Consider the following 25529-nt stretch of genomic DNA (forward strand, 5'->3'; position numbering starts at 1 on the left):
GACCGAATGAAGATCACGGCTACGAAGCTCTGGGCCCTTGGCCTGTCGGCGGCCTTCGCGTCCGCGCAGGCGGCGTGCGGCGACCGCCATATCGATTCGATCGTCGAAGTCCACCTGGCCACCTCCGTCGAGGGCGCCACCGAAGGGCCGTGGGCTGCCTGCGTGGCCCCGCCCGGGGATGAGGGCGACTTCTCCCTCCCCCATGTCTGTCCGGATCCCGAGGCGAACGGGGAAGAGCGCACGTGCATGGTGTCGTACGTGGCCGAGCGGCAAGAGGATGGATCGATGTGGTGCGACGTGGCGGCGCTCTGCAACTACGCGTGCGAAACGGCGGAGGACTGCCCGCGGCCGCCGAGCGGAACCGCCACGCCCATGTGCAACACGGTCTGCTGGTTGCCCTGCGACGAGAACACCACGTGTCCGCGTGGGATGGAGTGCTGGCACCAGTACCACGGGCCTGGCCTCACGGACGAACAGGGCGTCTGCATGTGGAAGTACGAATGTGACTGAAGGCCGAGGTCGACGAACCCGGCCCCGTCGGGGAGAGCCCGCTCGTTATCGTTTCTTCCGGGCGTCGTCTCCATGGCGCATTGGATGCGCTGGCCCACTGGCGTGATTTTTCTCACAAGCCGGCCTCCAACGATCCCCGAGTGAAGAGCACGCTCGGGGCGTCCCAACGCCAGACGCGGCGACTTTCTCCGGGATGGTCGGCGGCTTTCCATGGGCGAGCGAGCTCGAGCGTGAGAAATTGCGGGCACATGCCTTCTTGCGCTCGCACCTCGCCCCCTGCGACCAGGCCTTCGCACCCCGGGCTCGGCGCGAGCCGCTGGGTGACCAGCGCGCTGCTGCTGACGACCTTGGCGGCGCTCGGCGGGGCGGCCTGCTCCGATTCTTCCGCGCCGCAGCCGGGAGCCGAGGCGAAGGCCTCGAAGGCTGTCCAGAGCGGCGCCAGGTCGCCTCATGCCGTGCCTTTCGACCTCGAGAAGACGATGCGTCGAGCGCGCCTCGCCTTTCGCCGGACGCCCGGAGGCACCTTCAGCGGCGGCTTCGGCGCCTACCGGGCGCGTGTCTCCGAGGAGCGCGTAGAGCTGGGCCTTGCCGGCAAAGCCGCTCGAGGCGCGGCCCCGTCGGTCCCGGTCGCGTTCGAGACGTCTGGCTTCTCGTGCGGCGGAGGCGAGCTCGCGTCGCCCGAGCGGCGCGGCGCGGAGGTGGTCGCCGACGGTCACCTCGCGCTCGATCGCGGTTGGGCCGTCGAGCACCTCGCGAACACGGAAGAAGGCCTTCATCAGAGCTTCTCCTTCGCGGAGGCGCCGTGCGCGGGGGCGATCGAGGTGCGGCTCCGCGTGACGGGGGCCACGTACCGCGGGTACTCCGCGGGCTCGGGGCATTCGTTCGTGACCGAGGACGGTCGCGTGGTGAGCTACGGCGACGCGACATGGCGCGACGCGACGGACAACGTCGCCTCGCTGGCCGTCGAGCACCTGGGCGAGGGCGCGCTGCGCATCGTGGTGCCGGAGGAGGTCCTGGCGAGCTCCATCTTCCCCGCCGAGATCGATCCGCTCCTCACCTTGCGCATCCCGCTGAACGAGCCGGTGCTCGGCTTTGCGCGCCTCGATCAGTCGATGCCGGCGATCGGCTTCGACGGCTCCAACTACCTGGTGATCTGGAACGACCACCGGGCCATCGACGAGAACTACCGCAAGCTCTTTGCCACGCGCGTCACGCCGGCCGGAGAGGTCCTCGATCCGGGGGGCATCCCCGTGCTCGAGAACGGCACGGCGGAGCACCCTCCCGCCATCGCCTTCGACGGCACCAACTACCTCGTGGCGTTCGTCGACATCAGCGGCTGGGTCCGATTCAACCGCGTCACGCCGGCGGGCGTACCGCTCCACGGCCAGGGCGGGGTGGCGATCGAGAAGGCCCTCGGGCGGGACGTCGCGGTCGCCTTCGACGGCAAGAACTACCTCGTGGCGTGGCCGACGCACACGGACTCGAGCTCGAACATCAAGGCGCGGCTGGTGAGCGCCAGCGGCACCTTCGTGGGCGCCTCCTTCGACGTCGCCACCCAGGCTCAGGCTCAGCTCGAGCCGCGCCTCCTCTTCGATGGCACGAACTACTTCGCGACCTGGTCGGATCGTCGGGGCGGCGTCGGCTTCGACATCTACGGCGCGCACATCTCGCCTGCGGGCGTGGTCCTCGAGCCGAACCACATCGCGATCGCGGCCGGCGCCTACGATCAGATCAAGCCGTCCGTCGCCTTCGACGGCACGCGCTACCTGGTCGCCTACCAGAACGGGACCGATCGCCCGCAAGTCGAATCCGTGCGCGTGAGCCAGGCCGGCGTGGTGGAGGACGCGGTGAGCCAGAAGCTCTCTGCTGGGCCCGGCGCCCCCTCGGTGGCGTTCGACGGGACGAGCTTCGTCGTCGTCTGGAGCGCCGGCAGCGCTCAGGACGTGTTCGTGAACCGGGTGAGCCCCGACGGCGCGGTCCTGGGCGGCGCCGGGAGCGCGCTCGTCACGGCCAGCGGGAGAAAGGCGCTACCCACCGTCTTCTGCGGCGCGGCCGGGTGTCTCGCCGCGTGGGAGGATGGGCGCTTTGGCAATGGAAGCTTTGCTGGCGACGACGACGGGGAGGTCTTTGGCACCCGCATCGCGGACGGCGCCGCCCTCGACGCCGGAGGCCTGCACCTGAGCCGGGCAGCGAGCGAGCAGTCGATGCCCGCCATCGCCTACAGGGATGGAAACTATTTCGTGGTTTGGCAGGACTACCGCGAGGGGACGCGCACCGACCTCTATGGCGCGCGCGTCAGCGAGGCGGGCACCGTCCTGGATCCAGCCGGAATCCTGATCAACAGCGCGCCGTACGATCAGCTCGAGCCTCGCCTCGCGGCGAGCGAGAGCGGCTATTTCGTGGTGTGGATCGACGGACGCAGGAGCGGCAGCAACTACACCCGCCGCGACGTGGTTGGAGCGCGCGTGACGCCGGGCGGACAGGTGCTCGATCCGGACGGCATCGCGATCTCGGTGGGCGGCTCCGATCAGACTCCGGCGGTCTCCTCGGATGGCTCTGGGTACCTCGTCGCCTGGCAAGATACGGCTGGCGGTGACAACGACAAGCTCGAAGCGTCGCGTATCGGCGCGGACGGCGCGGTGCTCGACGACCCGCCGCTACTCGTGGCGCAGCGGACGGGCGCGAGCCACGTCACGGTGGCCCATGGGGCAGGTCAATATTTCATCGTCTGGCACACGCCTGGAACGAGCCTCCTGCCGAGCGGGACGCGAGGCGCGCGCGTCCTGCCCGACGGCACGCGCCTCGATCCGAGCCCAGGTCTCAGCCTGGGTACGGGCATGTTCCCCGCGGTCGCCTACGACGGCACGTCCTTCGTGGTCGCGGCTCGCCGGGTCGCCAGCAGCAGCGTCAGCTCGTCGACGTACCGGATGTGGGCGACCCGCGTGTCGCCGGGCACGGGCAACGTCCTGGATCCGAGCTGGATTCAGCTCTCCGCGACGAGCATCGCAGGGTACTCCGGCGCGTGGTACCGGCAGGGACCGGAGCTCGCCTTCGACGGCGTCGACACGCTCATCGTGTGGCCCGGAGGCATCACAGAGAAGAAGATCCACGGGGCGTGGCTCTCACCGGCGGGCGATGTGGTCCTCGGCACGACGCTCCTGTCGTCGTCGACCGGGGCGTACCACTCCCCGACCGTGGCAGCGGTCGGGGACGGACGCAGCTCGCTCGTCACGTACGTCTTCGGTGACCAGACGACTGGCGTTCAGAACTATCGTGTCAATGCCAATCAGATGGACGCCGCGTCGCAAGGACAGGAGTGCGAGCTCGACATCCAGTGCAAGAGCGGGCACTGCGTCGATGGCGTCTGTTGCCGAACGACTTGTAGCGCGGCGACCGATGACTGCTCCGCGTGCAGCGTGGCGGCGGGCGCTGCCGTCGACGGGATCTGTGGTTCCACGAACGGCAACAGCTGCGGCGCAAGCGGTATCTGTATCGAGGGCTCGTGTGACGTCGCAGGGACGGGCGTCACGAGCACCGGAGGTGCAGCCGGCAGCGGCGGCACGAGCGTCACGGCAGGGGCCGCGAGCAGCGGCGGCAGCGGCGGCAGCGGCGGCAGCGGCGGAGAGAGCGGTGCGGGCGCCGCCGGCACCGGAGGTGCGAACACCGGCGGCGCCGGCGGAGAGAACGGCGCCGGGGGCGCCAGCAGCACGAGCACGAGCGCCACGGCAGGCGCGGTGACCAGCGCAGGCGCAGGCGGTGAGAACGGCGCTGGGGGCGCCAGCACGAGCGCCACGGCAGGCGCGGTGACCAGCGCGGGCGCAGGCGGTGAGAACGGCGCTGGGGGCGCCAGCACAAGCGCCACGGCAGGCGTGGTGACCAGCAGCGCAGGCGCAGGCGGTGAGAACGGCGCTGGGGGCGCCAGCAGCACGAGCACGAGCGCCACGGCAGGCGCGGTGACCAGCGCAGGCGCAGGCGGTGAGAACGGCGCTGGGGGCGCCAGCACAAGCGCCACGGCAGGCGCGGTGACCAGCGGCGGCGCCGGTGGCGCGAGCAGCGGGGGCGGAAGCGCGGGCAGCGGCGCTTCGAGCACGGGTGGCGCTGGAACGTCTGCGGAAGGCGCCTCGACGAGCGGCGGCGCCACAACGGATGGGTCGAACAGCTCGGCTGGTGGTGGCGGAGCTTCTACAGGCGGCGCGCCCCCCGATTCGAGCGGCTCTGGCTCAGCCGACGCGGACCCGTCGGACGATGGAGGATGCTCGTGCGCTCACATCGGAACGACGAGGTCGAGCGCATCGACCTCCCTCTGGCTGCTCGCACCGCTGGCCCTCGGCGTGCTCCGAAAGCGGCGCGCTCTACGCGCCGGCCATCGCTTGCCCTCTGGCTGAGCCCACCGCCTGACCCGCGCGGAGCGCGACCGTCCTGGAGGGGGCCTCTCCCGGTCCGGCGCCGGTGGATTCAACAGTTCCTGGTCTTCGTGCGCCGCGCGATGTCACCGCGCCCGGACGAAGAACGTCGAGCGCGGTGGCAGCTTCAACCACGATCGCAGCTTGAGCCAAGATGACCGGCTCCGTCTCGCGACGAGCGCTTCACCTCAATGCATCGCGCGGAGCTGGTCGACCAGGCGCTGCAGGAGGTCCCGATCCAAGTTCTCACCAAGCCGCAGCGGGTGCCAGGCCAGGATTCCCAGCATCGGGGCCGAGCACGCGCGCGGCGGTGGGCTTTCACGACGACGAGCGCTATGACTCCGCCCCATGAACGACCGGGCCTCTGCCGAGCCTCCCCCCGGCGCTCTGCCGGCCCCTCCTGGAGCGACGCAGCGGGCGGTGACCCGCGCGGACGATGGTCCCACGCAGCACGGCGCTGCTCGCCGTGACGCCGACGCTACCGCGCCGCACGGCCACCACGGCGGCAAGGCAGCGCTCGCCCTGGCCGCGCTGGGGGTCGTCTTCGGCGACATCGGCACGAGCCCGCTCTACGCGCTCAAGGAGTGCGTGAGCGGCACGCACGGCGTCCCGCCGACGCCCGACAACGTCCTCGGGCTGCTCTCGCTCCTCTTCTGGTCGCTGATGATGGTCGTCACGGTCAAGTACGTCACCTTCATCACCCGGGCCGACAACGACGGCGAGGGCGGCATCCTCGCCCTGCTCGCGCTGGTGCCGGAGCGGCTGCGCGCCAGCGGGACGCAGGGCGTCGGCTGGCTCGCCGGGCTCGTGGTGCTCGGCGCCGCGCTCCTCTACGGCGACGGCGTGATCACGCCCGCCATCTCGGTGCTGAGCGCCATGGAGGGCCTCGAGGTGGCGACGACCGCGCTCAAGCCGTTCGTCGTGCCGCTCACCTGCGCGATCCTCGTCGGGCTCTTCAGCGTGCAGCGCTGGGGGACGGCGCGCGTCGGCAAGGTCTTCGGCCCCATCATGGTCCTCTGGTTCACCGCGCTCGCCGCGCTCGGGCTCGTGTTCATCGCCAGGAACCCGGCGGTGCTCGCCGCGCTGAGCCCCGTGCACGCGGCGCGCTTCTTCGCCGCCCACGGCCTCCACGGGGTCGCGATCCTCGGGTCGGTCGTGCTCGTCATCACGGGGGGCGAGGCGCTCTACGCGGACATGGGGCACTTCGGGCGCGGCCCGATCCGGCTCGCCTGGTACGCGATCGCGCTGCCGGCGCTCGTGCTCAACTACTTCGGCCAAGGGGCGCTCCTGCTGCAAACGCCCGAGGCCGCCGCGAACCCGTTCTTCGCGATGGTGCCGAAGGGCCCCCTCACCTACGCGCTGGTCGCGCTCGCCGCCATGGCCACCGTGATCGCGTCGCAGGCGCTGATCTCGGGCGCCTACTCGCTCACGCACCAGGCGATCCAGCTCGGGTACCTGCCGAGGACCCAGGTGCGCCACACCTCGAGCGAGGCCGCGGGGCAGATCTACATCCCCCTGACGAACTGGGCCCTCGCGGCCGGGTGCCTCGCGCTCGTGCTGATCTTCCAGCAGTCGAGCCGGCTGGCCGCGGCGTACGGCATCGCGGTGACCGGCACGATGGGGATCACGTCGATCGTCTTCTTCATCGTCATGCGCCACACGTGGCGAGCCCCGCTCGCGAAGGCCCTGCCGCTGCTGATCCTGTTCCTCTCGTTCGATCTGCCGTTCTTCGGGGCCAACCTGATCAAGTTCCTCGACGGCGGGTACGTGCCGGCGGTCATCGCCGCTGTCCTGTTCATCATGATGGTGATCTGGAAGCGAGGCCGCGCGATCCTCGCCGAGCGCTTCACGCGGGCGGCCCCCTCGGTCTCTGCCTTCGTGCGCGAGCTCGACGCGAAGTGCCGCGCGCGGGTCCCCGGCACGGCGGTGTTCCTGAGCTCGCGCGCAGGCAAGACGCCGTATGCGCTGACGCACCACCTCAGGCACAACAAGGTGCTCCACGAGACGGTGGTGATCTTGACGGTGGTGACGGAGCACGTCCCGCGGGTCGCCGACAGGGAGCGTCTCGACGTGACGAGCCTCGACAAGGGGGTTCACCAGGTCGTCGTCCGCTCGGGCTTCATGCAGTCGACCGACGTGCCGGCGCTCTTGCGGCGCGCCGCGGCCACGCACGGACTCCCCATCGATTTCGCGGACGTGGCGTATTACCTCGGCCGCGAGACGATCCTCGCCACCGACAGGGGCCGGATGGGCAGGATCACGGAGACGATCTTCGCGGTGATGGCGCGGAACGCCGGCGCCGTGCCCGACTACTTCAGGCTTCCGCCGGAGCGGGTCGTGGAGATCGGCGTGCAGGTCGACCTGTAGCGGGTGGTGGAGATCGGCGCGCGGCGCGATCGGCCCACCTCCGCTGGGCTTTCGCGCGCCCGAGGCGCTATGACTCGGCCCTCATGAAGATCCCGCCCCTGGGCCGTGTCCTGCCCGCGCTCGGCCTGTCGCTCCTGGGCTGCGCGTCCGAGCCGTGGACGCTCACGATCGAGGTCATGCCGGGGCACGAGGCGACCGCCTTCCAGGAAGATCCGCCCGTCGCCCGGATCGAGGTGACCGCGACGGCGGCCGAGGGGGACGTCACCGTATCGGCGGCGGCGGCACCGGGCGGCGAGCTCGATTTCGGCGAGATCCCGGCGCAGCGGGCGTACACGTTCGAGGTGCGCGGCCTCGACGCGGGCGGCGCGACGGTGGTGCGAGGCCGCTCCGCGGCGGGCATCTACCTCGCCGCGCTGACGGGCGACGTGCTGCCGCTCTTCGCCCAGCGGACCGGCCGGTGGGCGCGGCCGCCGGGCGAGCTCGCGGCGTCGCGCGTCGGCGCGCCCGGGGCGGCGCTGGCAGAGCGTTACCTGGTCCTCACCGGCGGGGCCGCGGCCGGGGGCGCCGCGGCGGGCGACGTGGACCCGGCGCGGCTCGACGCGTACGACCTCGCGACGTGGGGCGGGAGCGCCTCCAGCGGCGCGCTCCCGCGGGCGGCGCGGTCGCTCGTGGTCCGGGGAGACCTGCTGCTCACGCTGGACGACGAGGGCGCGACCTGGACCGACCTCGCGGCGGGGCAGAGCGCCGAGGCGTCGCTGCCCGAGGGGCTCGGCTCGTTCGCGGAGGTGGCGGGCGGCCGGACGATCGAGGCCTCGGACGGGCGCTCGTTCGTCGTCGGCGCGACGCGCTCGGGCGCGGCCGCGGGGGCGCCGGGCGAGCCCTCGGACAAGGTGCTCGTCGTCGGCGCGGACGGGGCGCTCTCGGTGGCGAAGCTCCGTCATGCGCGGGCCGGCGCCGCGGCCGTGTGGGTGGAGGGGCTGGGCCTGGTCGTCGCCGGCGGGAGCGCGGACGGCGCGGGGCTGGAGGTGCTCGGCGACGGCGCCACCGCGTTCTCGCCGAGGCCGTTTCCGCCGGACCCCTCCGAGGGGGCGGGCGCCGCGGTGACCGGTCCCGGGGAGATCGCGCTCGTCGGCGGGGTCCAGGGCGGCGCCGCGGCGCCGACCCGGCGGCTCGCGCCGGGGTGCGCCGTGACCTGCGCGGCGGTGGAGGTCGAGGGGGCAGCGCTGACCGCGGCCCTCGGGGGCGTCGCCGCGTTCGCGCTGCCCGGCGGGCGCATCCTCGCGGTGGGGTCCGAGGCGGGCGAGGACGGGCTGACGCGGAGCTTCATCGTCGACGTCGCGGCGGCGCAGGTCGAGGAGCTGCCGCTGAGGGAGCCGCGGCGCGGCGCGGCCGTGGTGCCCGCGCCGAACGGGACGCTCGCGGTGCTCGGCGGGATCCACGCGGATGGGACGCCGGCGCTGACGATCGAGACGTTCTTCCCGGAGTGAGCGGTCCGCCGGAGGCTGTCGACAGCCTCCGGATTGAGTTTTTTCTCTCCCCGGAGGCTGTCGACAGCCTCCGGGTTGAGTTTTTTCTCTCCCCGGAGGCTGTCGACAGCCTCCGGATTGAGTTTTTTCTCTCCCCGGAGGCTGTCGACAGCCTCCGGTTGAGTTTTTTCTCTCCCCGGAGGCTATCGACAGCCTCCGGGTTGAATTCCCCAGGCACGACGCGCGCTGCGCCGGAAGCGGCGCGCCCCGCCCGACCATCGCCCAGGGCCTGCTCGGCCGGCCCTGGGCCGCGGTGGCCGACCGTGAGTGGGCTGGCTGCCACCTCGGCGGTCCTTGGTTCTTTTGGGCAGCCATTTCACCGATGGATTTCACCGGGAGATCGGGGGCAATCCGTTGGCCGTCCGGCGCCTCCGAGGACGGCCACCGACCGATCGCAAGATCCTCCAAGTCGGCCGGCCTGCCGGTGCGTAACTTCCGCGAGGTCGGAAGGAGGGCTCATGATCGGTGGTATCAAGCGCGCGCAGGCCAAGGCGGGTTCCGAGGCGGAGTTCGAGGCGATCTTCAGGACCCACGCGGCTGCGGTCCGGGCCCAGGAGCCGGGCAGCTCAGCTACGACCTGTTCAGGGACGGCGCGCCCGGGCGCTATGTGGTCCTGGACCGCTATCAAGACGGAGAGGCGCTGGCGGCCCACTGCGGCTCGCCCCACGGAGCCGCCTTGTTTCCGCGCATGCGTGCGCTGCTGGAGCGCCTGGAGGTGAGCTACTATCCGGGACACGAGCCCGGGGACACGCGATATACAGCCCTCGCCCTGACGCGCGCTCCCCTGGACACGGCGTTCCGTCTGGCCGCGGACATCCGCCTCCTGCCCCGCTGGGGCACGCGCTTCTGCCAGGGATTGCGACAGGAGGGGGAGCGCTGGATCGTGAGCTCCCCCCAGGGCGACGTGCGCTTCCGCTACGAGGCAGACCCGTCCGCGGGCGTGGTCTGGCACTGCGTGGATCCAGGCAGCGGGGAGCTGCGGATGCCCATGCGCATCGTGCGGCACGGCCCCGGGAGCCTGCTCCTCTTCACCATCCAGCGGCCGCCGGGGTGCTCCGAGGCGGCTTTCGACGAGCAGAGAGAATGGGTGGATCGGGAGCTGACTCAGCTTCGAGATCTGGTCGAGGGGTCTTAAGTACTACCCCCGGGACTCTGCAGTCTCTCTCCCGCTCGCTCGATCGCCCTCGCACAGCTCCTCGCCGGTGCGGCCCATCGGCGCGGACGGCAACCGGCCCGATGCGCCCCCGCGGGCGCCTCGCCGCCCGTCACCGCCCCGGCGGCACGAGCCGGTCGAGCGGCGGCTCATCACCCCAGGGATAGAGGCGTCCATCGACGCCCCGCGCGGCGTACTCCCACTCTGCCTCCGGGGGGAGCCGATAGCCGTTCGCCTCGCGGTGCCAGATCACGCCCTTCCCGTCGTGCTCATGCAAACAATTGAAAACAATTCGACGATGAACGAGCTGCCAGGTGTCGGCATCCTATGTCCGCACCGCCGAATCGTCTTCTTCACGACTTGACATGCATGTGACTGGGAGATCGGGTATTCGTGTCCCGGCGCGGAATGAGCCTGGGCACGTTCGCGATCCCTCCGGCGTCGGATCACCTCTTCCTGCCCGCGCGTCGAGGCGCCGCCGCGCCGCGCGCGCCGTAAACCGCTCGTAGATCCTCCGCTATCTCCCGGAGCCGCGCCCGCAGCGCCGCCGGCTCGACCACCTCGACGCCCCTGCCCAGCGCGACGATCTGCGAGATCGCTATCGACTCCCGCTCGAAGTCGACCGTCACAACGCTCTTCCCGTCACGCCCGCACGTTCCCCGCCCCCACCGCTCGTGCTCGCCGCCGGGCCGGACCCGCCGGAGCGCCTCTTCCCCGTCCCCGGTCACGCGCAAACTCACCACGTAGCTCGCCCTGCGCTCCGCGAACCGCCCGCTCAAGGCCTTCCAGCACGCCGCCAGGTCGAACCCCTCCGGCCGCGCAAACGCGGCTTCGAGGAGCCGCGCCCCCGCCACCCGCGCTCCCCGGAAGATGCTCGGCCCCCGCTCGGTGCCGGCGACGAGGTACCAGCGGTCGGCCTTGATCACGAGCCCGTACGGCTCCACCACCCGCTCGCTCGCCTCCCCGTCGAAGTCCCGGTACGCGAGCCACACCTTGCGATCCTGCCAGACCCCCTCCCGCAGGACGTCGAGGTGCGGCACCACCTCCCTGCCCTGGAACCACCCCGACGCGTCCACGTGGAGCCGCTGCCGCGCGTGCTCGGCCAGCGACCTGTGCACGGCCGGCAGCGCCGCCGACAGCTTGATCAGCCCGCTCTCCAGCGCCGCCGAGAGCCCGATGTCGGCCAGCGCTCCGGGCGCGGCGACCGCGGCGAGCGCCTGCACCTCGGGCTGCGTCAGCCCGGTCAGCGTCGTCTGCCACCCCTCCGCCAGCGCGATCCCGCCGCTCGGGCCGCGCTGCGCATAGACGGGCACGCCCGCGGACGACAGCGCGTCGAGGTCCCGGTAGATCGTCCGCGCCGAGACCTCCAGGCGACGCGCCAGGTCCTCGGCCGTCAGCTGCCGGCTCTTCGCCCGCTGCAAGAGCAACATCAAGCTGAGCAGCCGATCCGCGCGCATGACCGTCCGTGGCTCCCGACCCCGAAATGACCCACCCGAGAGGCTACGCGCAATTCATGACAGGAGACGTCAGGAATTCTCCCGTAGCGTCGCAGGACGACCGGAACAGGCCGGAACGCAAGGGCGCGCGCGCCGCAGGAGCCCGCGCGCGTCCGCGACGACGCCGGTCGCCAAGGAGGAGACATCGTATGAGACCACTCGAAGGACAGGTCGCCCTCGTCGCCGGAGCCACGCGCGGCGCGGGGCGCGCCATCGCACGCTCGCTCGGCGAGGCCGGCGCCACGGTCTATTGCACAGGGCGCAGCGTCCGCGGCCGGCCCGCCACGGGCCAGCGCCCCGAGACCATCGAGGAGACCGCCGAGCTCGTGGCCGCGGCGGGAGGGCGCGGCGTCGCCGCGCAGGTCGACCACACCGTCGAGGAGCAGGTCGAGGCGCTCTGCGCCCGGATCCGGCAGGAGCAAGGGAGGCTCGACGTCCTGGTCAACGACGTGTGGGGCGGCGACGAGCTCACCGAGTTCGGCCAGCCGTTCTGGAAGCTCTCCCTGCCCAGCGGGAGGATCCTGCTCGAGCGGGCCGTCACCTCGCACATCATCACGAGCCGCCACGCGGTGCCGCTCATGCTCGAGCGCGATCGCGGCCTCATCGTCGAGATCACCGACGGCGACCACTTCGGTTACCGCGGCAACCTCTTCTACGATCTGGCGAAGATGTCGGTCATCCGCCTGGCCTTCGCCATGGCCTGGGAGCTGCGCCGCCACCCCGCCGTGACGGCGCTCGCGGTGACGCCCGGCTTCCTGCGCTCGGAGGCCATGCTCGACCACTTCGGCGTCACGGAGGCGAACTGGCGAGACGCCGCCGAGAAGGAGCCGCACTTCATCGAATCGGAGACGCCGTTCTACGTGGGCCGCGCCGTCGCGGCGCTCGCCGCCGATCCGCGCGTCGCGGCGAAGTCCGGCCGCGTGTTCAGCTCGTGGGATCTCGCGAGGGAGTACGGGTTCACCGACGTCGATGGCCGGAAGCCCCACTGGGGCGAGTACTTCGAGCGGAACCTCGGCAGGTACAACAGGGCCGGCGAGGCGGCCTATGCGAGCTGGTTCAATGGACCGATGGAGCTCGCGTGCCCCGACTGGCCCAAGGAGTGACCGGCGCTCCGCCTCAGTGGGCGTAGGGCTCGCCGCGCAGCAGGGTCATCGCGCGGTAGAGCTGCTCGATCAGCACGAGCCGGGCGAGGCGGTGCGGGAACGTGAGCGGCGACAGGCTCCACCGGTCGTCCGCCGCGGCGGACACGTCGGGCGGCAGCCCGTCCGCGCCCCCGATCAGGAACGTGACCACGCCCTTGCCGCGCGAGCCCCAGCGCTCGACGCCGGCCGCGAACGCCTCGCTGCCGAGCGCCTTGCCGCCCACCTCCATGGCGATGACGCTCGCCCCCGCCGACGCGCGAGCGAGCAACGGCCCGACCTTCGCCGGCGGGCCGTCCTGGATCTCGATCTCGTCGCACGCCACGTAGCGGCGGATGCGGCCGAGGTACTCGTCCATCGCCGCGCGCAGCGGCTTGTCCTTCACGCGCCCGACGGCGGCGACGACGAGTCGCACGGCGCGCTCAGCTCGGATCGAACCGCGGGGCGGGCTGCGCCCCCGGCGGCAGGCTCTCCTCCGGGACCGGGACGCGCCCCGCGTCGATCCAGAGCCCCTCGATGTCGTAGATGCGGCGCGTCTCCTCCTGGAACACGTGCACCACCACGTCGCCGAAATCGATGAGCACCCAGGTCGCCGCGGCGAGGCCCTCCATCGAGAGCGGCGCGAGCTTCTGCTTGCGCACCGCCTCCTCCAGCCCCGTCGCGATCGCGTGGACGTGCCGGTCGGAGCGGCCGGTCATGATCACGAGGTAGTCCGCGTAGTCGACGCGCCCCACGACCTCCAGGATCTCGACGCCGATCGCCTTCTTGTCGAGCCCCGCCGCGGCCAGCGTCAGCGCGAGCTCGCGCGCGGGCGCCGAGGGCTCGGGGACGGGCGGCGGCGTGCTCCGGCGCGAGCCGGCGCGCTTCGGGCCGGTGAGCGGCGACTTGGCGCGCGCGGGCGACCGCCCCGCGAGCGGCAGCACCGCCTTCGCGCCCTCGCCGCCGCCACGCGCGGGCCGCGGGGCCGGCGCGTCGCCTTCGTCGCGCGCCGGACGCCGCGCCCTCGAAGCCGGCCGATCCGCCGGGATCGGCCGCTCCGCGCGCTCCAGCGGCTCCGCCTCGCCGCCCGCGCGGCGCGCGCGGACCACCTTCTTCTTCGCGCCGGCCTCGCCGACGCCCGCGTGGGAGGCGCGGATCCGGGGAGACGCCGGCCGCTTCGGCTTGGCCGCGGACGACGCCCGGCCGGCCGCGCCCGCCTTGGCGGTGGTCGCCTTCTTCCGCGCCGGCGCGCGGGGCTCCGCGCCCTCGCCCGCCTTCGACCCCGACTTCGCCCGCGGCTTGCTGCTCCCCTCGCCTGCGTCCTTCTTGCTCGCCAACGTTCTCTCGCTTTCTTGCGCCCGGTCGATGACCGGCGCCCCTCGTCTCGCCCGCGTCAGCGGGTCTGGCCCTCGCCGTACGCGATCCACTTGAGCGTCGTCAGGCTCGCGAGCCCCATCGGGCCGTAGGCGTGGAGCTTCGTCGTGGAGATGCCGATCTCCGCGCCGAGGCCGAGCTCGCCGCCATCGTTGAACCGGGACGACGCGTTCACGAGCACGCAGCTCGCGTCGACCTCGCGCAGGAACCGCTGCGCGTGATCGTAGCGGGGCGTGCAGATGACCTCGGTGTGCATCGAGCCGTAGCGGCCGATGTGCTCGATCGCCTCGTCGAGCGACCTCACCACCCGCACCGCGAGGATGGGCGCGAGGAACTCCCGCCCGTAGTCGTCCTCCGCGGCCTTGCGCGCCGACGGCACGAGCGCGCAGGTGGCGGCGTCGCCGCGCAGCTCGAGCCCGCGCTCCGAGAGGGCGGCCACGCGCCCGAGCAGCGGCGCCGCGACGCCCTCGTGGACGAGCAGGCACTCCAGCGCGTTGCAGACGCCGGGGCGCTGGAGCTTGCCGTTCTCGACGAGGCGGTAGGCCATCTCGACGTCGCAGCCGGCGTCGGCGAAGAGGTGGTTCACGCCCTTGTAGTGCTGGATCACCGGGACGCGCGCGTTCTCGGCCACGAACCGGATGAGCCCCTCGCCGCCGCGCGGGATGGCCAGATCGATCATGCCGGTCAGGCCGAGCAGGATCCGCGTGGCCTCGCGGTCGAGCGAGGGGACCATCTGCACGGCGTCGGCCGGCAGGCCGACCGAGCGCAGCGCGTCCGAGATCAGCTCGCCGAGGGCGGCGTTCGAGCGAGCCGCCTCCTTGCCGCCGCGGAGGACCGCGGCGTTGCCGCTCTTCAGGCAGAGCACCGCGGCGTCGACCGTCACGTTGGGGCGCGACTCGTAGATCATCGCGATCACGCCGAGCGGGACGCGCACCTGCCCGACGAGGAGCCCGTTCGGCCGCCGCTCCATCCCGACGACCTGCCCGACCGGATCGCTGGCGGAGGCGACCTCGAGCACCGCGCCGGCGATCGCCGCGAGCCGCGCCTCGTCGAGCACGAGCCGGTCGACGAGCGCCTCGGAGACGCCGGCGGCGCGCGCCGCGGCCACGTCCTCGGCGTTCGCGGCCAGCACCGCGGAGCGCTTGCCCTCGCCGGCCTCGGCGCGCAGCCGCTCGGCGATCGCGCGCAGCGCGCGGTCCTTCTGGGCCCGGTCCAGCGGGGCGAGGGCCCGGGCAGCCGTCCGGGCGCGCTGGCAGAGCGCGCGAAGCGTGCCCTCTAGATCGATGTTGCTCTGTTCCACAGCGGGAACCTAGCTCGCCTCCCTGCGCGGGCCAACCGTTCTCCTGCGCGTCCATGCTAGCGTACCCGCCGTGTCCGGCGATCTCCGAAGCTCGAGCCAGGCGTCCTTCGCACCCGGATCCCGAGACGCCGGCCGCGCGCCGCGGGCAGGCACCGCGCGGCGCGGCGCGGCGCTCCTCGCGGGGGCGCTCGTCGCCGTGATCGCGCCGGCGTGCCGCGGCTCGGACGCAGGCGCAGACGCGCCCGCCACGGCGAGCACGGGCATCCCCCTCGCGGCGCCGGGCGCGCTGGGGGCGCCGCTCGACGCGCCGCCGGCGGCCCGCTCCGTCCCCTCCTCGCCTTTCGCCGATCCGGAGGGGCTCCAGGTGCCGCCCGATCCGGCCGGCCCTCCCGAAATACCACCGTATCGTGCTCCTCCCGCGAACAGCGGGGGGAGCGGAGTGGAGCTATGACACGCGCCCGCCACGCCTCGCCGATCGCGGCGCTCGCCGCGATCCTCGCCGCGCACCTCGCCGCGGCGTGCTCCTCCGCCGCGCCGAAGCCGCTCCCTCCCGGTCCGCCGCCCGAGTACGAGCGCCCGCGCGTGTACGACGGCGGCGTCGGCGACGCGCCCGCCGCGCCGCCGGACGAGTCGGATGCGACGGATGCGACGCCGGGCGCGCCGCTGCTCGCCCCGTCGCCGGGCGCGCCGCCCGCGTCGACGCAGCCGCCGCCCACCACGCCGCCGCCGCCCACGCAGCCGTAGCGCAGGGCGCTGCGAGCGGGCGTGCGGCGAGCGCCTCGGCCGCGCGACTCTGGCGGATCCAGCCCCGCCATGCTAGCGGCAGCCATGCTCTCACCCCGGCGGGACTTCGTCGTCATCCTCGATTTTGGCTCTCAGTACACGCAGCTCATCGCCCGGCGCGTGCGCGAGTCTGGCGTCTACTGCGAGATCCACCGCTTCGACGTGCCCATCGCCGAGCTGCGCCGGCTCGCCCCGCGGGCGCTCATCCTCTCGGGCGGCCCCGCCAGCGTGTACGGAGACAACGCTCCCCGCTGTTCCCGGGAGGTGCTGGAGCTCGGCGTCCCGACGCTGGGCATCTGCTACGGGCTCCAGCTCATGGCGTATCACCTCGGCGGCAAGGTCGAGCGCGCGCACACGGGGGGCGAGTACGGCCCCGCGGCGGTGCGCGTCGAGCGCCCGACGGGCATCTTCTCGCGCTTCGCCGAGGGCGACTCCCTCGACGTCTGGATGAGCCACGGCGATCGGCTCACCGCGATGCCGGAGGGGTTCGTGTCGCTCGGCACCACGACCGGCAGCCCGCTCTGCGCCGTCGCCCGCGAGCGCGACAAGCTCTACGGCCTCCAGTTCCACCCCGAGGTCGTCCACACGCCGCGCGGCAAAGAGATCCTCCAGTCCTTCCTGTTCGACGTCGCCGGCCTCTCGCCGACCTGGACGCCCGCGTCGTTCGTGGAGGAGGCGATCGCCGCGGTCCGCGAGAAGGCCGGGCCGAGCGACCGCGTCATCCTGGGCCTCTCGGGCGGGGTCGACTCCTCGGTCGCCGCCGTGCTTTGCCAGCGCGCCCTCGGCGACCGGCTGACGTGCATCTTCGTCGACAACGGCCTGCTGCGCGAGGGCGAGGCGGAGAGCGTCGAGCGGACCTTCCGCGGCCACTTCCACATGAACCTCGACGCCGTCGACGCGTCGGCGCGGTTCCTTGAGGGGCTGCGCGGCGTCGTGGATCCGGAGCAGAAGCGCAAGGTGATCGGCCGCCTGTTCATCGAGGTGTTCGAGGAGGAGGCGAAGCGGGTCCAGGGCGCGAAGTGGCTCGTCCAGGGCACGCTCTACCCCGACGTGATCGAGAGCGTCTCGTTCAAGGGTCCGAGCGCCGTCATCAAGAGCCACCACAACGTCGGCGGCCTGCCCGAGCGGATGAACCTCGGCCTGATCGAGCCCCTGCGGGAGCTCTTCAAGGACGAGGTGCGGGCCGCCGGCGAGGCGATGGGCATGCCGCGGGACATCCTGTACCGCCAGCCGTTCCCCGGCCCGGGGCTCGCCGTGCGCTGCCTCGGCGAGGTGACGCCGGAGAAGCTGCGCGTGCTCAAAGCGGCCGACGCCATCTTCGACCAGGAGATCCGCGCCGCCGGGCTCTACGAGTCGCTCTGGCAGAGCTTCTGCGTGCTCCTCCCGGTGCGCTCCGTGGGCGTGATGGGCGACGAGCGCACCTACGACGAGGCGATCGCGCTCCGCGCCGTGCACTCGACCGACGGCATGACGGCCGACTGGGCGCGGCTGCCCTACGACCTCATCGCCCGGGTGAGCTCGCGCATCATCAACGAGGTGCGCGGCGTGAACCGCGTGGTGCTCGACGTGTCCTCGAAGCCGCCCTCGACGATCGAGTGGGAGTGACGATGGCCAGCGCGAGCGCAAAGCGGACGCGCGCCACGGCGGCGCTCCTGATGCTCGGGCTGTCGGCGTGCGTCGCTCGGACTCCGGCGACGGTCTCGCTGCGGGTGAAGGGGAACGTGCCCGACGCGTCGGTCACCATCGACGACCAGTACATCGGCGCGCTCGCCTACGTCGCCGCCCACGGCGTCGCGCTGCCGCCGGGCGCGCACCGGATCACCGTGGAGAAGGCCGGCTACTTCGCCTGGGACCGCCTGGTCGAGGCCAGGAGCGGCGCCCCGCCGATCCACCTCCAGGTGCAGCTCACGCCCGTGCCGGATTGACGATCTCGCGGGGCCGACGCCGGCCGGCCCTGGCGCCGCCGCACATCCACCGGCGCGCAGGCGAGAGGACACAGGACGAAATCATCCGCAGGCGGTCTCCGTAATTCATGCGGTGGATGCACGTGGCATCCATCGCGATCTCGACCTTACGGGGGACCGAATCATGCCGAATCGGAGCAGTCCGAAGGCGCGCGTGACGAAGACGCGCGCGCCTTCCATGCACAAAGCAGCCCGGCGCGCCCGCCGGCGCGCCACCCTCGATGTGTGCGGTCCCGAGAGCTGTCGCCCGGGAGGCCGCCTGTTTCACGCCCTGTGCGATCTCGCCGATCGCTTCCTGCAACGCCGGGGAGATCCGCGGGCGATGCAGCTGGGCACCGTGCTGTTCTATGTCGCGTTCCACAGCGCCCGAGCCGCCGAGGACGACGACTTCCGCCTCTCTCTCCGGACCTCCCTGGACATGCTGGTCGAGCTCGAGCCGGTCGAGCGCTGGCTCCGGCCGCCGCCGGCGTCCGATCTGCCGGCCGGCCGGCCTGCGCCGCGCCCCTACCCCACCTGCGCCGGCGCCGAGCTCCCGGCGCCGCGAGGCTCCGGATGACGCCGCCGCGTTCCTCGCCGTCCGCGCCGCCGTCCGCGCCGGCGCGCCCGTCGTTCGAGACGGTCTATGCCGTGGGCTTGCCGTTCCTTCATCACGCGCTCCGCTGGCTGGGCGTCTCGGTGAACGATCTGGACGACATGCTCCAGGAGGTCTTCCTCGCGGCCTATCGGGGCCTGGCCAGCTACGAGCCATGGCGTTTCCACGCGGCCCCTGCGGGCGGGCTCTCCGCGTCAGGGCCGCCGCCCCTTCGCATCACGCCCGAGGCGGCGCTGCATCGGTGGCTGTTCGGCATCGCATGGCGAAAGACGAGCCACTACCACGCGCGCGCTCACCGGCGCCGCGAGATCCCCTCCGGGGCCGGCGTGTCCTGGCCGTTCGACGGGCGCGCCCCGGCGCCGACGCCGGAGCAGTCGCTCGCGAGCGCGGACCGCGCCGAGATCGTGACGGCGCTGCTGCTGAAGGTCGCGCCCGAGCGGCGCGTGATCCTCGTCATGTACGATCTCCTCGGCGTCGCGGTGGCCGACATCGCCGGCGAGCTTTCGCTCAACGAGAACACGGTCCGCTCCCGCCTGCGCCTCGCCCGCGAGGACTTCCGCGCCGCGGTCGCGCGTCAGTCGGCCGAGCGCCGCAGCGCCCTGTGCGCCCTCACCGCGTCGGAGCGCCCCCTCCACACGAGCGCCACAACCATGCTCCACGCCGTGCGCGCGTTCCCTGCCGTCCCCGCGCCCGCTGCACGCGCGCTCTGGCGCCGCCTCCAGCAGCGGATCGCCGAGCGCTCCGCGATTGCCAGGACCACCCCGCCAGCACTGTGGTAAGTGCCAGCGGGCCAGCGCCACAAACGCAGGGACGATAGGGACAGAACGCAGCGCGCACGGCGCCGCACACAACAACGCGACCACGCGACAGCAAGACGAGAGCGAAAAATACGAAGCGGGCGACCCCACTGGCAGCTTGACGCCCCGGCACGTTTGTGTAGTCTCCGCCGCCCTCGCAGAGAAAGTCCTACGATCATGGCCAATACTCCGAAGTGGAATGTCCGTCTGCGTCACGAATGGCTCGCCACCCCGCTCAAGAAGAAGCGCCTGAAGCGCTGCCAGAAGGCGCGGATCGGCCTGCTCGATGCGGAGCAGCGCAAGGCTGCCAAGCAGAAGCCCGTCCAGGTCGAGCAGCCCGCGAGCTGAAGGGGCGACCACCCGTTACGCACCGCGCGACACTTGCCAGTCCGGCCGCGCGAACACCTCGAAATCACGAGCCGCTCACGGTTCCGCAGGTCGGCGCCCTCGCGCGGCGCGATCCGTGGTAGCGTCGCCTCGCGGTGTTCGCCCGCGCGTTGGCGACGAATCGTCGATCCCCACCTCTGGTGAGGGTCGACCCGGATCCATGGGAGCGAGGCCCTGAGCGTGTCGGATTCGAGCTTTTCGCCCGGTCGCTCGGGCACTCCTGCCGTGCCATCGTCCCGCGCGCCCTCCACGGGAGGCGAGGAGGGCGACGGACCCACCCGCGTCATGAGCGACACGGAGCGGCAGGCCGCGCTTGCCGCCGTGCGCGGAGCGCAGGCCGCGGCCGCCGCCGCTGCCGCCACCTCCACGACCGCGGAGACGGTTCGCCCTCCGCCGCCCCCTCCGCCCGCGGCGGGCGCGGCGGCGCACGAGCTGGCCGCGGAGACGGTCCGCCCCGCTGCCCTCCCCAAGGGGCTGGCAGCGGCGGCGGCGCACGACGCGACCGCCGACACGGTCCGTCCACCCGCTCCTCCCGCGGGGAGCGCGGCGGGCCCCCCGGACAGCGCGGCCGGCGGGCAGCCGGCGGAGGCGGACCCGCTCGTCGGCACCACGGTGGCGGGCGCGTACCACGTCATCCGCCTGCTCGGTGAAGGCGGCATGGGCCGCGTCTACGAGACGCACCACACCCGCATCCCGGGCAAGCGGTTCGCGCTGAAGACGCTCCACCCCGAGCTCGCCCAGCAGCCCACCGTCCTCGCGCGGTTCCAGCGCGAGGCCGAGGCCGCGGCGTCGATCCGGAGCCCGCACGTCGTCGAGATCTTCGACGTGAACCGGCTGAGCGACGGCCGACCGTGCATCATCGCCGAGTACCTGGAGGGCAAGGGCCTCGACGAGCTCCTCGCAGGGTCGGGAGGGCGGCTGCCGGCCGGCGCCGCGGTGCGGATCGCGCGCGAGGTATGCGAAGGCATCGCGGCCGCGCACGCCGCGGGCATCGTGCACCGGGACATCAAGCCGGAGAACATCTTCCTCACGGGCGACCCTGCGTGCCCGACCGTGAAGGTCCTCGATTTCGGCATCTCGAAGACCTCCGCGCCGTCCACGCTCACGAGGACGGGCATGGTGCTCGGAACGCCGGCGTACATGGCCCCGGAGCAGGCGAAGGGGGAAGATATCGACCCTCGAGCCGACATCTACGCCGTGGGGGCGGTCCTCTACCACGCGCTCACGGGGCAGCGCCCCTTCGAGCGCAGCGACCCGACGGCAGTCCTCCTCGCCGTCATGACGGAGGAGCCGCCGCCGCCGCGATCGCTGAACCCGGAGATCCCGCCGGGCCTGGAGGTCATCGTCCAGCGCGCCATGGCGAAGCAGCGAGAGGGCCGCCACGCCTCGATGGGCGAGCTCGCCGGCGAGCTCGCGCCCTACGAGGAAGCGGCCGCGCCCGGGCCGCCCAGCGCTCGCGCGTCGCTCGCGCGCGCGTCCGTCGTGCTCGGGCGGCCTTACGCGCTCTCGCACGCGTTCGGCCTGCCCGGCTCCGCGTCGTCCGAGGCGTACCTGACGCGGCAGATGGTCTTCCTCGTGGTGAGCCTCGGCCTGGGGTGGCTCGGCGCGGGCCTCGTCAGCTGCCTCGCCGGCTTCGCGCGCGCGGCGCGCGGCGACGCCGCCGCGATGTCGGGCCAGGGAGCCACCTTGCTCACGCTCGGGATCCTGTGCGCCCTGTTCGGCGTCGGGCTGCTCGGCGGCTTCTATATCTTTCGCCGCGTCTGGAGGGACGACGCCCGGATGAGCGCGCTCGCGCCGCGGCTCACGACGCCCGTCGTGCTCGCCCTCGTGGCCTACGGGTCCGCGTCGCTGCTCGTGCGGCTCGTCGAGGCCGTGGTCCTGCGGCGCGCCATCGGCATCGCGTGGCCGGTCTGGGACGCGCTGCTCTTCCTCATCAGCGCGCTCGCCGCGGGCGCCGCCGCCCTGTTCCAGTGGCGAGGCCAGCGGCGATGAGCCCGCGGCCGGGCCGCCGGACGTGAGCCATGGGCCGCCGTCCGGGCGTGTGTTAGGGGAGCGGGCCATGCCAGCGCAGGCATCTGGGACGGGCGCCAGCCAGGCCAGCACCCCTGACAGACCGGGCGCACAGGCGGGAACGACCACCGTGCTCGGCGCAGGCGGCAACGCCTCGGGCTCGCGCGCCTCCCTGCTGGCGCGGACGCCGCCCGCTGCGCTGTGGCTTGTCACGGGCGCGGCTGCCCTCGTGGTCGTCGTGATCGCCGCGGCGCTGCTGCGCGACGGCGTCTCCCTCTCCCGGCTCGAGGCGGCCTCGCTCGCCGAGCGCGCGACGCCGTCGAGCTCCGGCCTCCGGCGTCCGGTCGCGCCGAAACCCTCCGATGCCGTCCCCGCCGACGAGCTGGCGACGGCGACCGCGGGCGGCGTGCTCGCGCTCGAGGCGCTCGCCTCGCGCTACCCGAAGGATCCGGCGATCTTCCGCGCGCTGATGCTGCGTCACGCGCTCCCGCCGCCTTACCACGCCGCCGCGCTCGCCGCGGCGAAGCGGCTGCTGGAGCTCGATCCGGGGGCGGCGGCCGACGACGACGTGGAGCGCATCGTCTCGAGCGCCGCCGGAGGACCGCCCGAGGTGGCCTCGGCCGCGCTCGACCTGATGGCGAGCGGCATGGGCAGCCACGGGGCGGATCTGCTCTACGAGCTCGCGGTGGGGACCTCCGCGCTGAAGGAGCGCGCCGCGAAGCGGCTCGCGGAGGCGGCGGTCCAGGGGCGGGCGACGCCCGCGCTGCGCATCGCCCACGAGCTCCGGGTCGCGCCCTCCTGCAAGGCGAGGCAGGCCTTGCTGGCGCGCGCGACGACCGACGGAGATCGGCGCGCCATCGATGTCCTCGCGCCGCTCATCACCAGCAAGGGCAAGGGGTGCGGCTTTCTGGGCATGAGCCGCTGCACGGCGGCGTGCGCCTCGATCGCGGGAGAGATCAAGGCGGCGATCCAGGCGATCGAGGCGCGCACCGGGCCATCGCCCCGAGCGGCGGACGCGCCTGCGAGCCGATGACCGCGCCTGCGAGCCGACGACAGCGTCGGTGAGCCGATGACCGCGCCTGCGAGCCGATGACCGCGCCCGCGAGCCGATGACCGCGCCTGCGAGCCGACGACAGCGTCGGTGAGCCGATGACCGCGCCCGCGAGCCGATGACCGCGCCTGCGAGCCGACGACAGCGTCGGTGAGCCGATGACCGCGCCCGCGAGCCCATCGCCTCACGCTCGAATCGATGACGTTGACCGAGGGTTGCGCAGGTGGGAGCCTTGACATAGTAGGGCTCAACTCATGTACGTTCCTGCTCAACCCTGGTCGCCGGATTCATGGCGTGAACGTTTCAACGCTGCGCCCCTCCCGTATGACGAGCCCGAGGCCGTCCAGGCGGCCGTCGAGAAGCTCCGGGCGTTGCCGCCGCTCGTGACCTCGTGGGAGGTCGAGCGACTCAAAGGCTATCTGGCCGAAGCGCAGCTCGGCCGCCGGTTCGTGCTCCAGGGGGGAGACTGCGCGGAGACGCTCGACGACTGCCGCCCGAACATCGTCACGAACAAGCTGAAGATCCTGCTCCAGATGTCGCTCGTGCTTGTGCACGGCGCCCGCCGGCCGGTGGTGCGCCTCGGGCGCTTTGCCGGGCAGTACGCCAAGCCGCGCTCCAGCCCGGTCGAGACGCGCGACGGCGTGAGCTTGCCCAGCTATTTCGGGGATCTCATCAATCGTGCTCCCTTCGACGCCTCCTCCCGGCGCCCCGATCCGAACCTGATGATCACGGGATATCAGCACGCGGCGATCACCCTGAATTTCATCCGTTCCCTGTCGGAGGGCGGCTTCGCCGATCTGCACCACCCGGAGTACTGGGACCTGAGCTTCCTCGAGCGGGCGGATCTGCCCGGCGAGCTGCGCGAGCGATACCAGCGGATGACGGAGCAGGTCGGGGAGGCCCTTCGGTTCATGGAGGCGCTCGCGGAGGTGCCGGTCGGGGAGCTCTCGCGGGCCGAGTTCTTCACGAGCCATGAAGGGCTCAACCTGCACTACGAGTCCGCGCAGACGCGGAAGGTCGCGCGCCGGCCCGGCTTCTACGACCTGACGACCCACCTGCCCTGGATCGGCGAGCGCACGCGGCAGCCGGACGGCGCGCACGTCGAGTTCTTCAGCGGCGTGGAGAACCCGCTGGGCATCAAGCTCGGCCCGAAGACGCTCCGCGACGACGTGATTCGCCTCCTCGACCGGCTCAACCCGGCGGACGAGCCGGGCAAGATCGTGCTCATCGTGCGCATGGGCGCGGGCCGCGTGCGCGACGGGCTCCCGCCGCTCATCGAGGCGGTGCGGTCCGCCGGGCGCAAGGTGCTCTGGATGTCCGACCCGATGCACGGCAACACACTGACGACGTCCGGCGGGATCAAGACACGGAATTTCGAGGATATCCTCACCGAGATCGAGGGGAGCTTCGAGGTGCACGAGTCCATGGGATCCCACCTCGGCGGCGTTCACTTCGAGCTCACGGGCGACGATGTCACCGAGTGCGTCGGGGCAGGGCTCACGGAGTCCGATCTCGACCAGCGCTACGCGAGCCTGTGCGACCCGAGGCTGAACTACCGCCAGTCCCTCGAGATGGCGTTCCGTATCGCCCACCGCATGACGGAGGCCTCCCGGCGCGCGAAAGGCTGAGTCGAAGGGCAGGAGTCCCCTGCTGGCGTTCCGTCGAGACTGCCCAATGAACACCCGCAGGGGGTAGTTCGCCATGCAGACCATCTCGACGGAACAGGGTGAGAGCCGACAGGGCGGAGAGCAAGCCACGACGGATGCCTCGCACGGGTGTCCGCAGCGCTCCGGCGCCAGCCCCACGCTGCTCGAGCATATCCTGCCGGAAGCCGATATCGTCATGAACCACGCGATCGTGGTGATGGCGCCACCGGAGGTGACGTACGCCACGCTGAAGAGGGTGGATTTCGCGAGGAGCCGCTCTCTCCTGCTGCGCGCGGTCTTCGCGCTCCGCCTGGCCGCCGTGCGGCGCGCCCGGCGCAGGCTCCGCCTCGCGCCGCTTCCGGCGCGCGCGCGGATGTCGCTCCAGAACATCGAGGATTACGGCCAGTCCAAGCTCGCCGAAAAGGAGGGATCCGAGATCGTCATCGGCTCGATCGCGCGCCTGTTGAGCGTGGAGAGCCTGTTCACGAGGCGGACCGCCGCCGAGTTCAAGTCGTTCGACTGCCCCGGTCACTTCAAGGCGGCGGCGAGCTTCGTCGTGATGCCCTACGGACAGCGCCGGACGCTGCTCGCGTACGAGGCGCGCATCCGCGCGACCGACACGCGGACGAGGCGGCGGCTGTTCCTCCTGGACGCGCTGACGGCGCCGCTCGGGAGGCTCGTCATGCGCCGGATGCTCCGCGTCGTCGCCAGGGTCGCCAAGTACCAGTGCGCGGCGCCGGCGCATCATCGCCAGCAGGCCATCTAGCGCGATCATCGGCGATCACCCCGCCGGGAGCGCAGCCGGGGCGCGCCTTGCGCCTCGGCCCTCGCTCGTGCACCCTACGCAGCGAAGGAGGCCCGCCATGCACCCCATTGCATCCACGAGCCTCGGCCTGACGCGCCGCTGAGCGCGCCGGCGAGGCTCACATCCCCGAGCTCATCTCGCGTGTCGCTGGAACCGCGCGGCCGACGCGTAGGTGCGTCGCCGCGCCCTCGGGAGCATGGCATGGGCAAAGATCGATCGCGGAGCCGCGAACGCGCGCGCTCCGTCG

Annotated in this window: 21 protein-coding genes and 1 pseudogene; 17 read left to right on the plus strand and 5 right to left on the minus strand. The window is 72.4% G+C overall.

Translation table 11 applies throughout. The features are described 5' to 3' along the window. Positions 1-6 precede the first annotated feature (6 nt). The 6 genes and pseudogenes from POL72_RS29445 to POL72_RS29465 all read left to right on the plus strand — a co-directional run bounded on the left by POL72_RS29445 (position 7) and on the right by POL72_RS29465 (position 9941). Complete coding sequence (locus tag POL72_RS29445; protein WP_272099334.1) at positions 7-510, plus strand: hypothetical protein; 504 nt, start codon at positions 7-9, stop codon at positions 508-510. 248 nt (positions 511-758) lie between these two features. After that, positions 759-4895, plus strand: a complete 4137-nt coding sequence (locus POL72_RS29450; protein ID WP_272099336.1) for a hypothetical protein — start codon at positions 759-761, stop codon at positions 4893-4895. Positions 4896-5261: 366 nt separating this feature from the next. Continuing rightward, positions 5262-7280 (plus strand): potassium transporter Kup, encoded by a 2019-nt coding sequence (locus tag POL72_RS29455; RefSeq protein WP_272099337.1) that lies wholly within the window; start codon positions 5262-5264, stop codon positions 7278-7280. An 83-nt stretch (positions 7281-7363) separates the two neighbouring features. Further along, positions 7364-8767 (plus strand): Kelch repeat-containing protein, encoded by a 1404-nt coding sequence (locus POL72_RS29460; protein ID WP_272099338.1) that lies wholly within the window; start codon positions 7364-7366, stop codon positions 8765-8767. 361 nt (positions 8768-9128) lie between these two features. After that, positions 9129-9461, plus strand: a pseudogene (locus tag POL72_RS51895) (putative quinol monooxygenase); the annotation flags it as partial. Between the two features lie 33 nt (positions 9462-9494). After that, a complete protein-coding gene (locus tag POL72_RS29465) occupies positions 9495-9941 on the plus strand; it encodes a hypothetical protein (protein WP_272099339.1) in 447 nt (148 codons plus the stop codon). 130 nt (positions 9942-10071) lie between these two features. Here the strand turns inward: POL72_RS29465 and POL72_RS52330 are convergent, their stop codons facing one another. After that, on the minus strand, positions 10072-10236 hold the full coding sequence (locus tag POL72_RS52330) for an SUMF1/EgtB/PvdO family nonheme iron enzyme (protein WP_272099341.1): 165 nt from the start codon (positions 10234-10236) through the stop codon (positions 10072-10074). 169 nt (positions 10237-10405) lie between these two features. Next, complete coding sequence (locus POL72_RS29475; RefSeq protein ID WP_272099343.1) at positions 10406-11416, minus strand: helix-turn-helix transcriptional regulator; 1011 nt, start codon at positions 11414-11416, stop codon at positions 10406-10408. A 188-nt stretch (positions 11417-11604) separates the two neighbouring features. Here POL72_RS29475 and POL72_RS29480 point away from each other — a divergent pair, with 188 nt between their 5' ends. Next, complete coding sequence (locus POL72_RS29480; protein WP_272099345.1) at positions 11605-12558, plus strand: SDR family oxidoreductase; 954 nt, start codon at positions 11605-11607, stop codon at positions 12556-12558. Positions 12559-12571: 13 nt separating this feature from the next. Here POL72_RS29480 and POL72_RS29485 read toward each other — a convergent pair whose 3' ends face one another. The 3 genes from POL72_RS29485 to POL72_RS29495 are packed head-to-tail and all read right to left on the minus strand — an operon-like array spanning position 12572 to position 15247. After that, positions 12572-13009, minus strand: coding sequence for a 23S rRNA (pseudouridine(1915)-N(3))-methyltransferase RlmH (locus tag POL72_RS29485; RefSeq protein ID WP_272099347.1), 438 nt, complete (start codon positions 13007-13009; stop codon positions 12572-12574). A 7-nt stretch (positions 13010-13016) separates the two neighbouring features. Continuing rightward, entirely contained in the window at positions 13017-13910 is an 894-nt protein-coding gene (gene rsfS / locus POL72_RS29490) for a ribosome silencing factor (protein WP_272099349.1), read from the minus strand. 56 nt (positions 13911-13966) lie between these two features. Beyond that, entirely contained in the window at positions 13967-15247 is a 1281-nt protein-coding gene (locus POL72_RS29495; RefSeq protein WP_272099351.1) for a glutamate-5-semialdehyde dehydrogenase, read from the minus strand. 447 nt (positions 15248-15694) lie between these two features. On the opposite strand from POL72_RS29495, the gene POL72_RS29500 reads away from it, so the two are divergent. The 10 genes from POL72_RS29500 to POL72_RS29545 all read left to right on the plus strand — a co-directional run bounded on the left by POL72_RS29500 (position 15695) and on the right by POL72_RS29545 (position 25243). Further along, positions 15695-15991 (plus strand): hypothetical protein, encoded by a 297-nt coding sequence (locus tag POL72_RS29500; RefSeq protein WP_272099352.1) that lies wholly within the window; start codon positions 15695-15697, stop codon positions 15989-15991. 69 nt (positions 15992-16060) lie between these two features. Beyond that, positions 16061-17635 (plus strand): glutamine-hydrolyzing GMP synthase, encoded by a 1575-nt coding sequence (guaA, locus tag POL72_RS29505; protein ID WP_272099353.1) that lies wholly within the window; start codon positions 16061-16063, stop codon positions 17633-17635. 2 nt (positions 17636-17637) lie between these two features. Then, a complete protein-coding gene (locus POL72_RS29510) occupies positions 17638-17955 on the plus strand; it encodes a PEGA domain-containing protein (RefSeq protein ID WP_272100034.1) in 318 nt (105 codons plus the stop codon). A gap of 217 nt (positions 17956-18172) precedes the next feature. Further along, a complete protein-coding gene (locus tag POL72_RS29515; protein ID WP_272099355.1) occupies positions 18173-18550 on the plus strand; it encodes a hypothetical protein in 378 nt (125 codons plus the stop codon). Beyond that, positions 18547-19365, plus strand: a complete 819-nt coding sequence (locus tag POL72_RS29520) for an RNA polymerase sigma factor (protein ID WP_272099357.1) — start codon at positions 18547-18549, stop codon at positions 19363-19365. Before POL72_RS29515 ends, POL72_RS29520 begins: the two co-directional genes overlap by 4 nt. A 195-nt stretch (positions 19366-19560) precedes the next feature. Next, on the plus strand, positions 19561-19731 hold the full coding sequence (locus POL72_RS29525) for a hypothetical protein (protein WP_012236312.1): 171 nt from the start codon (positions 19561-19563) through the stop codon (positions 19729-19731). Between the two features lie 324 nt (positions 19732-20055). Then, the gene (locus tag POL72_RS29530; protein WP_272099360.1) at positions 20056-21762 is read left to right on the plus strand and encodes a serine/threonine-protein kinase; all 1707 of its coding nucleotides are present in this window, start codon (positions 20056-20058) and stop codon (positions 21760-21762) included. Between the two features lie 67 nt (positions 21763-21829). Beyond that, complete coding sequence (locus POL72_RS29535; RefSeq protein ID WP_272099362.1) at positions 21830-22813, plus strand: hypothetical protein; 984 nt, start codon at positions 21830-21832, stop codon at positions 22811-22813. Positions 22814-23085: 272 nt separating this feature from the next. Continuing rightward, positions 23086-24459, plus strand: a complete 1374-nt coding sequence (locus tag POL72_RS29540) for a 3-deoxy-7-phosphoheptulonate synthase class II (protein ID WP_272099365.1) — start codon at positions 23086-23088, stop codon at positions 24457-24459. A gap of 73 nt (positions 24460-24532) precedes the next feature. Then, positions 24533-25243, plus strand: coding sequence for a hypothetical protein (locus POL72_RS29545; RefSeq protein WP_272099367.1), 711 nt, complete (start codon positions 24533-24535; stop codon positions 25241-25243). Positions 25244-25529: the final 286 nt, after the last annotated feature.

The sequence above is a fragment of the Sorangium aterium genome (assembly GCF_028368935.1).
Taxonomy (GTDB): Bacteria; Myxococcota_A; Polyangia; order Polyangiales; family Polyangiaceae; genus Sorangium; species Sorangium atrum.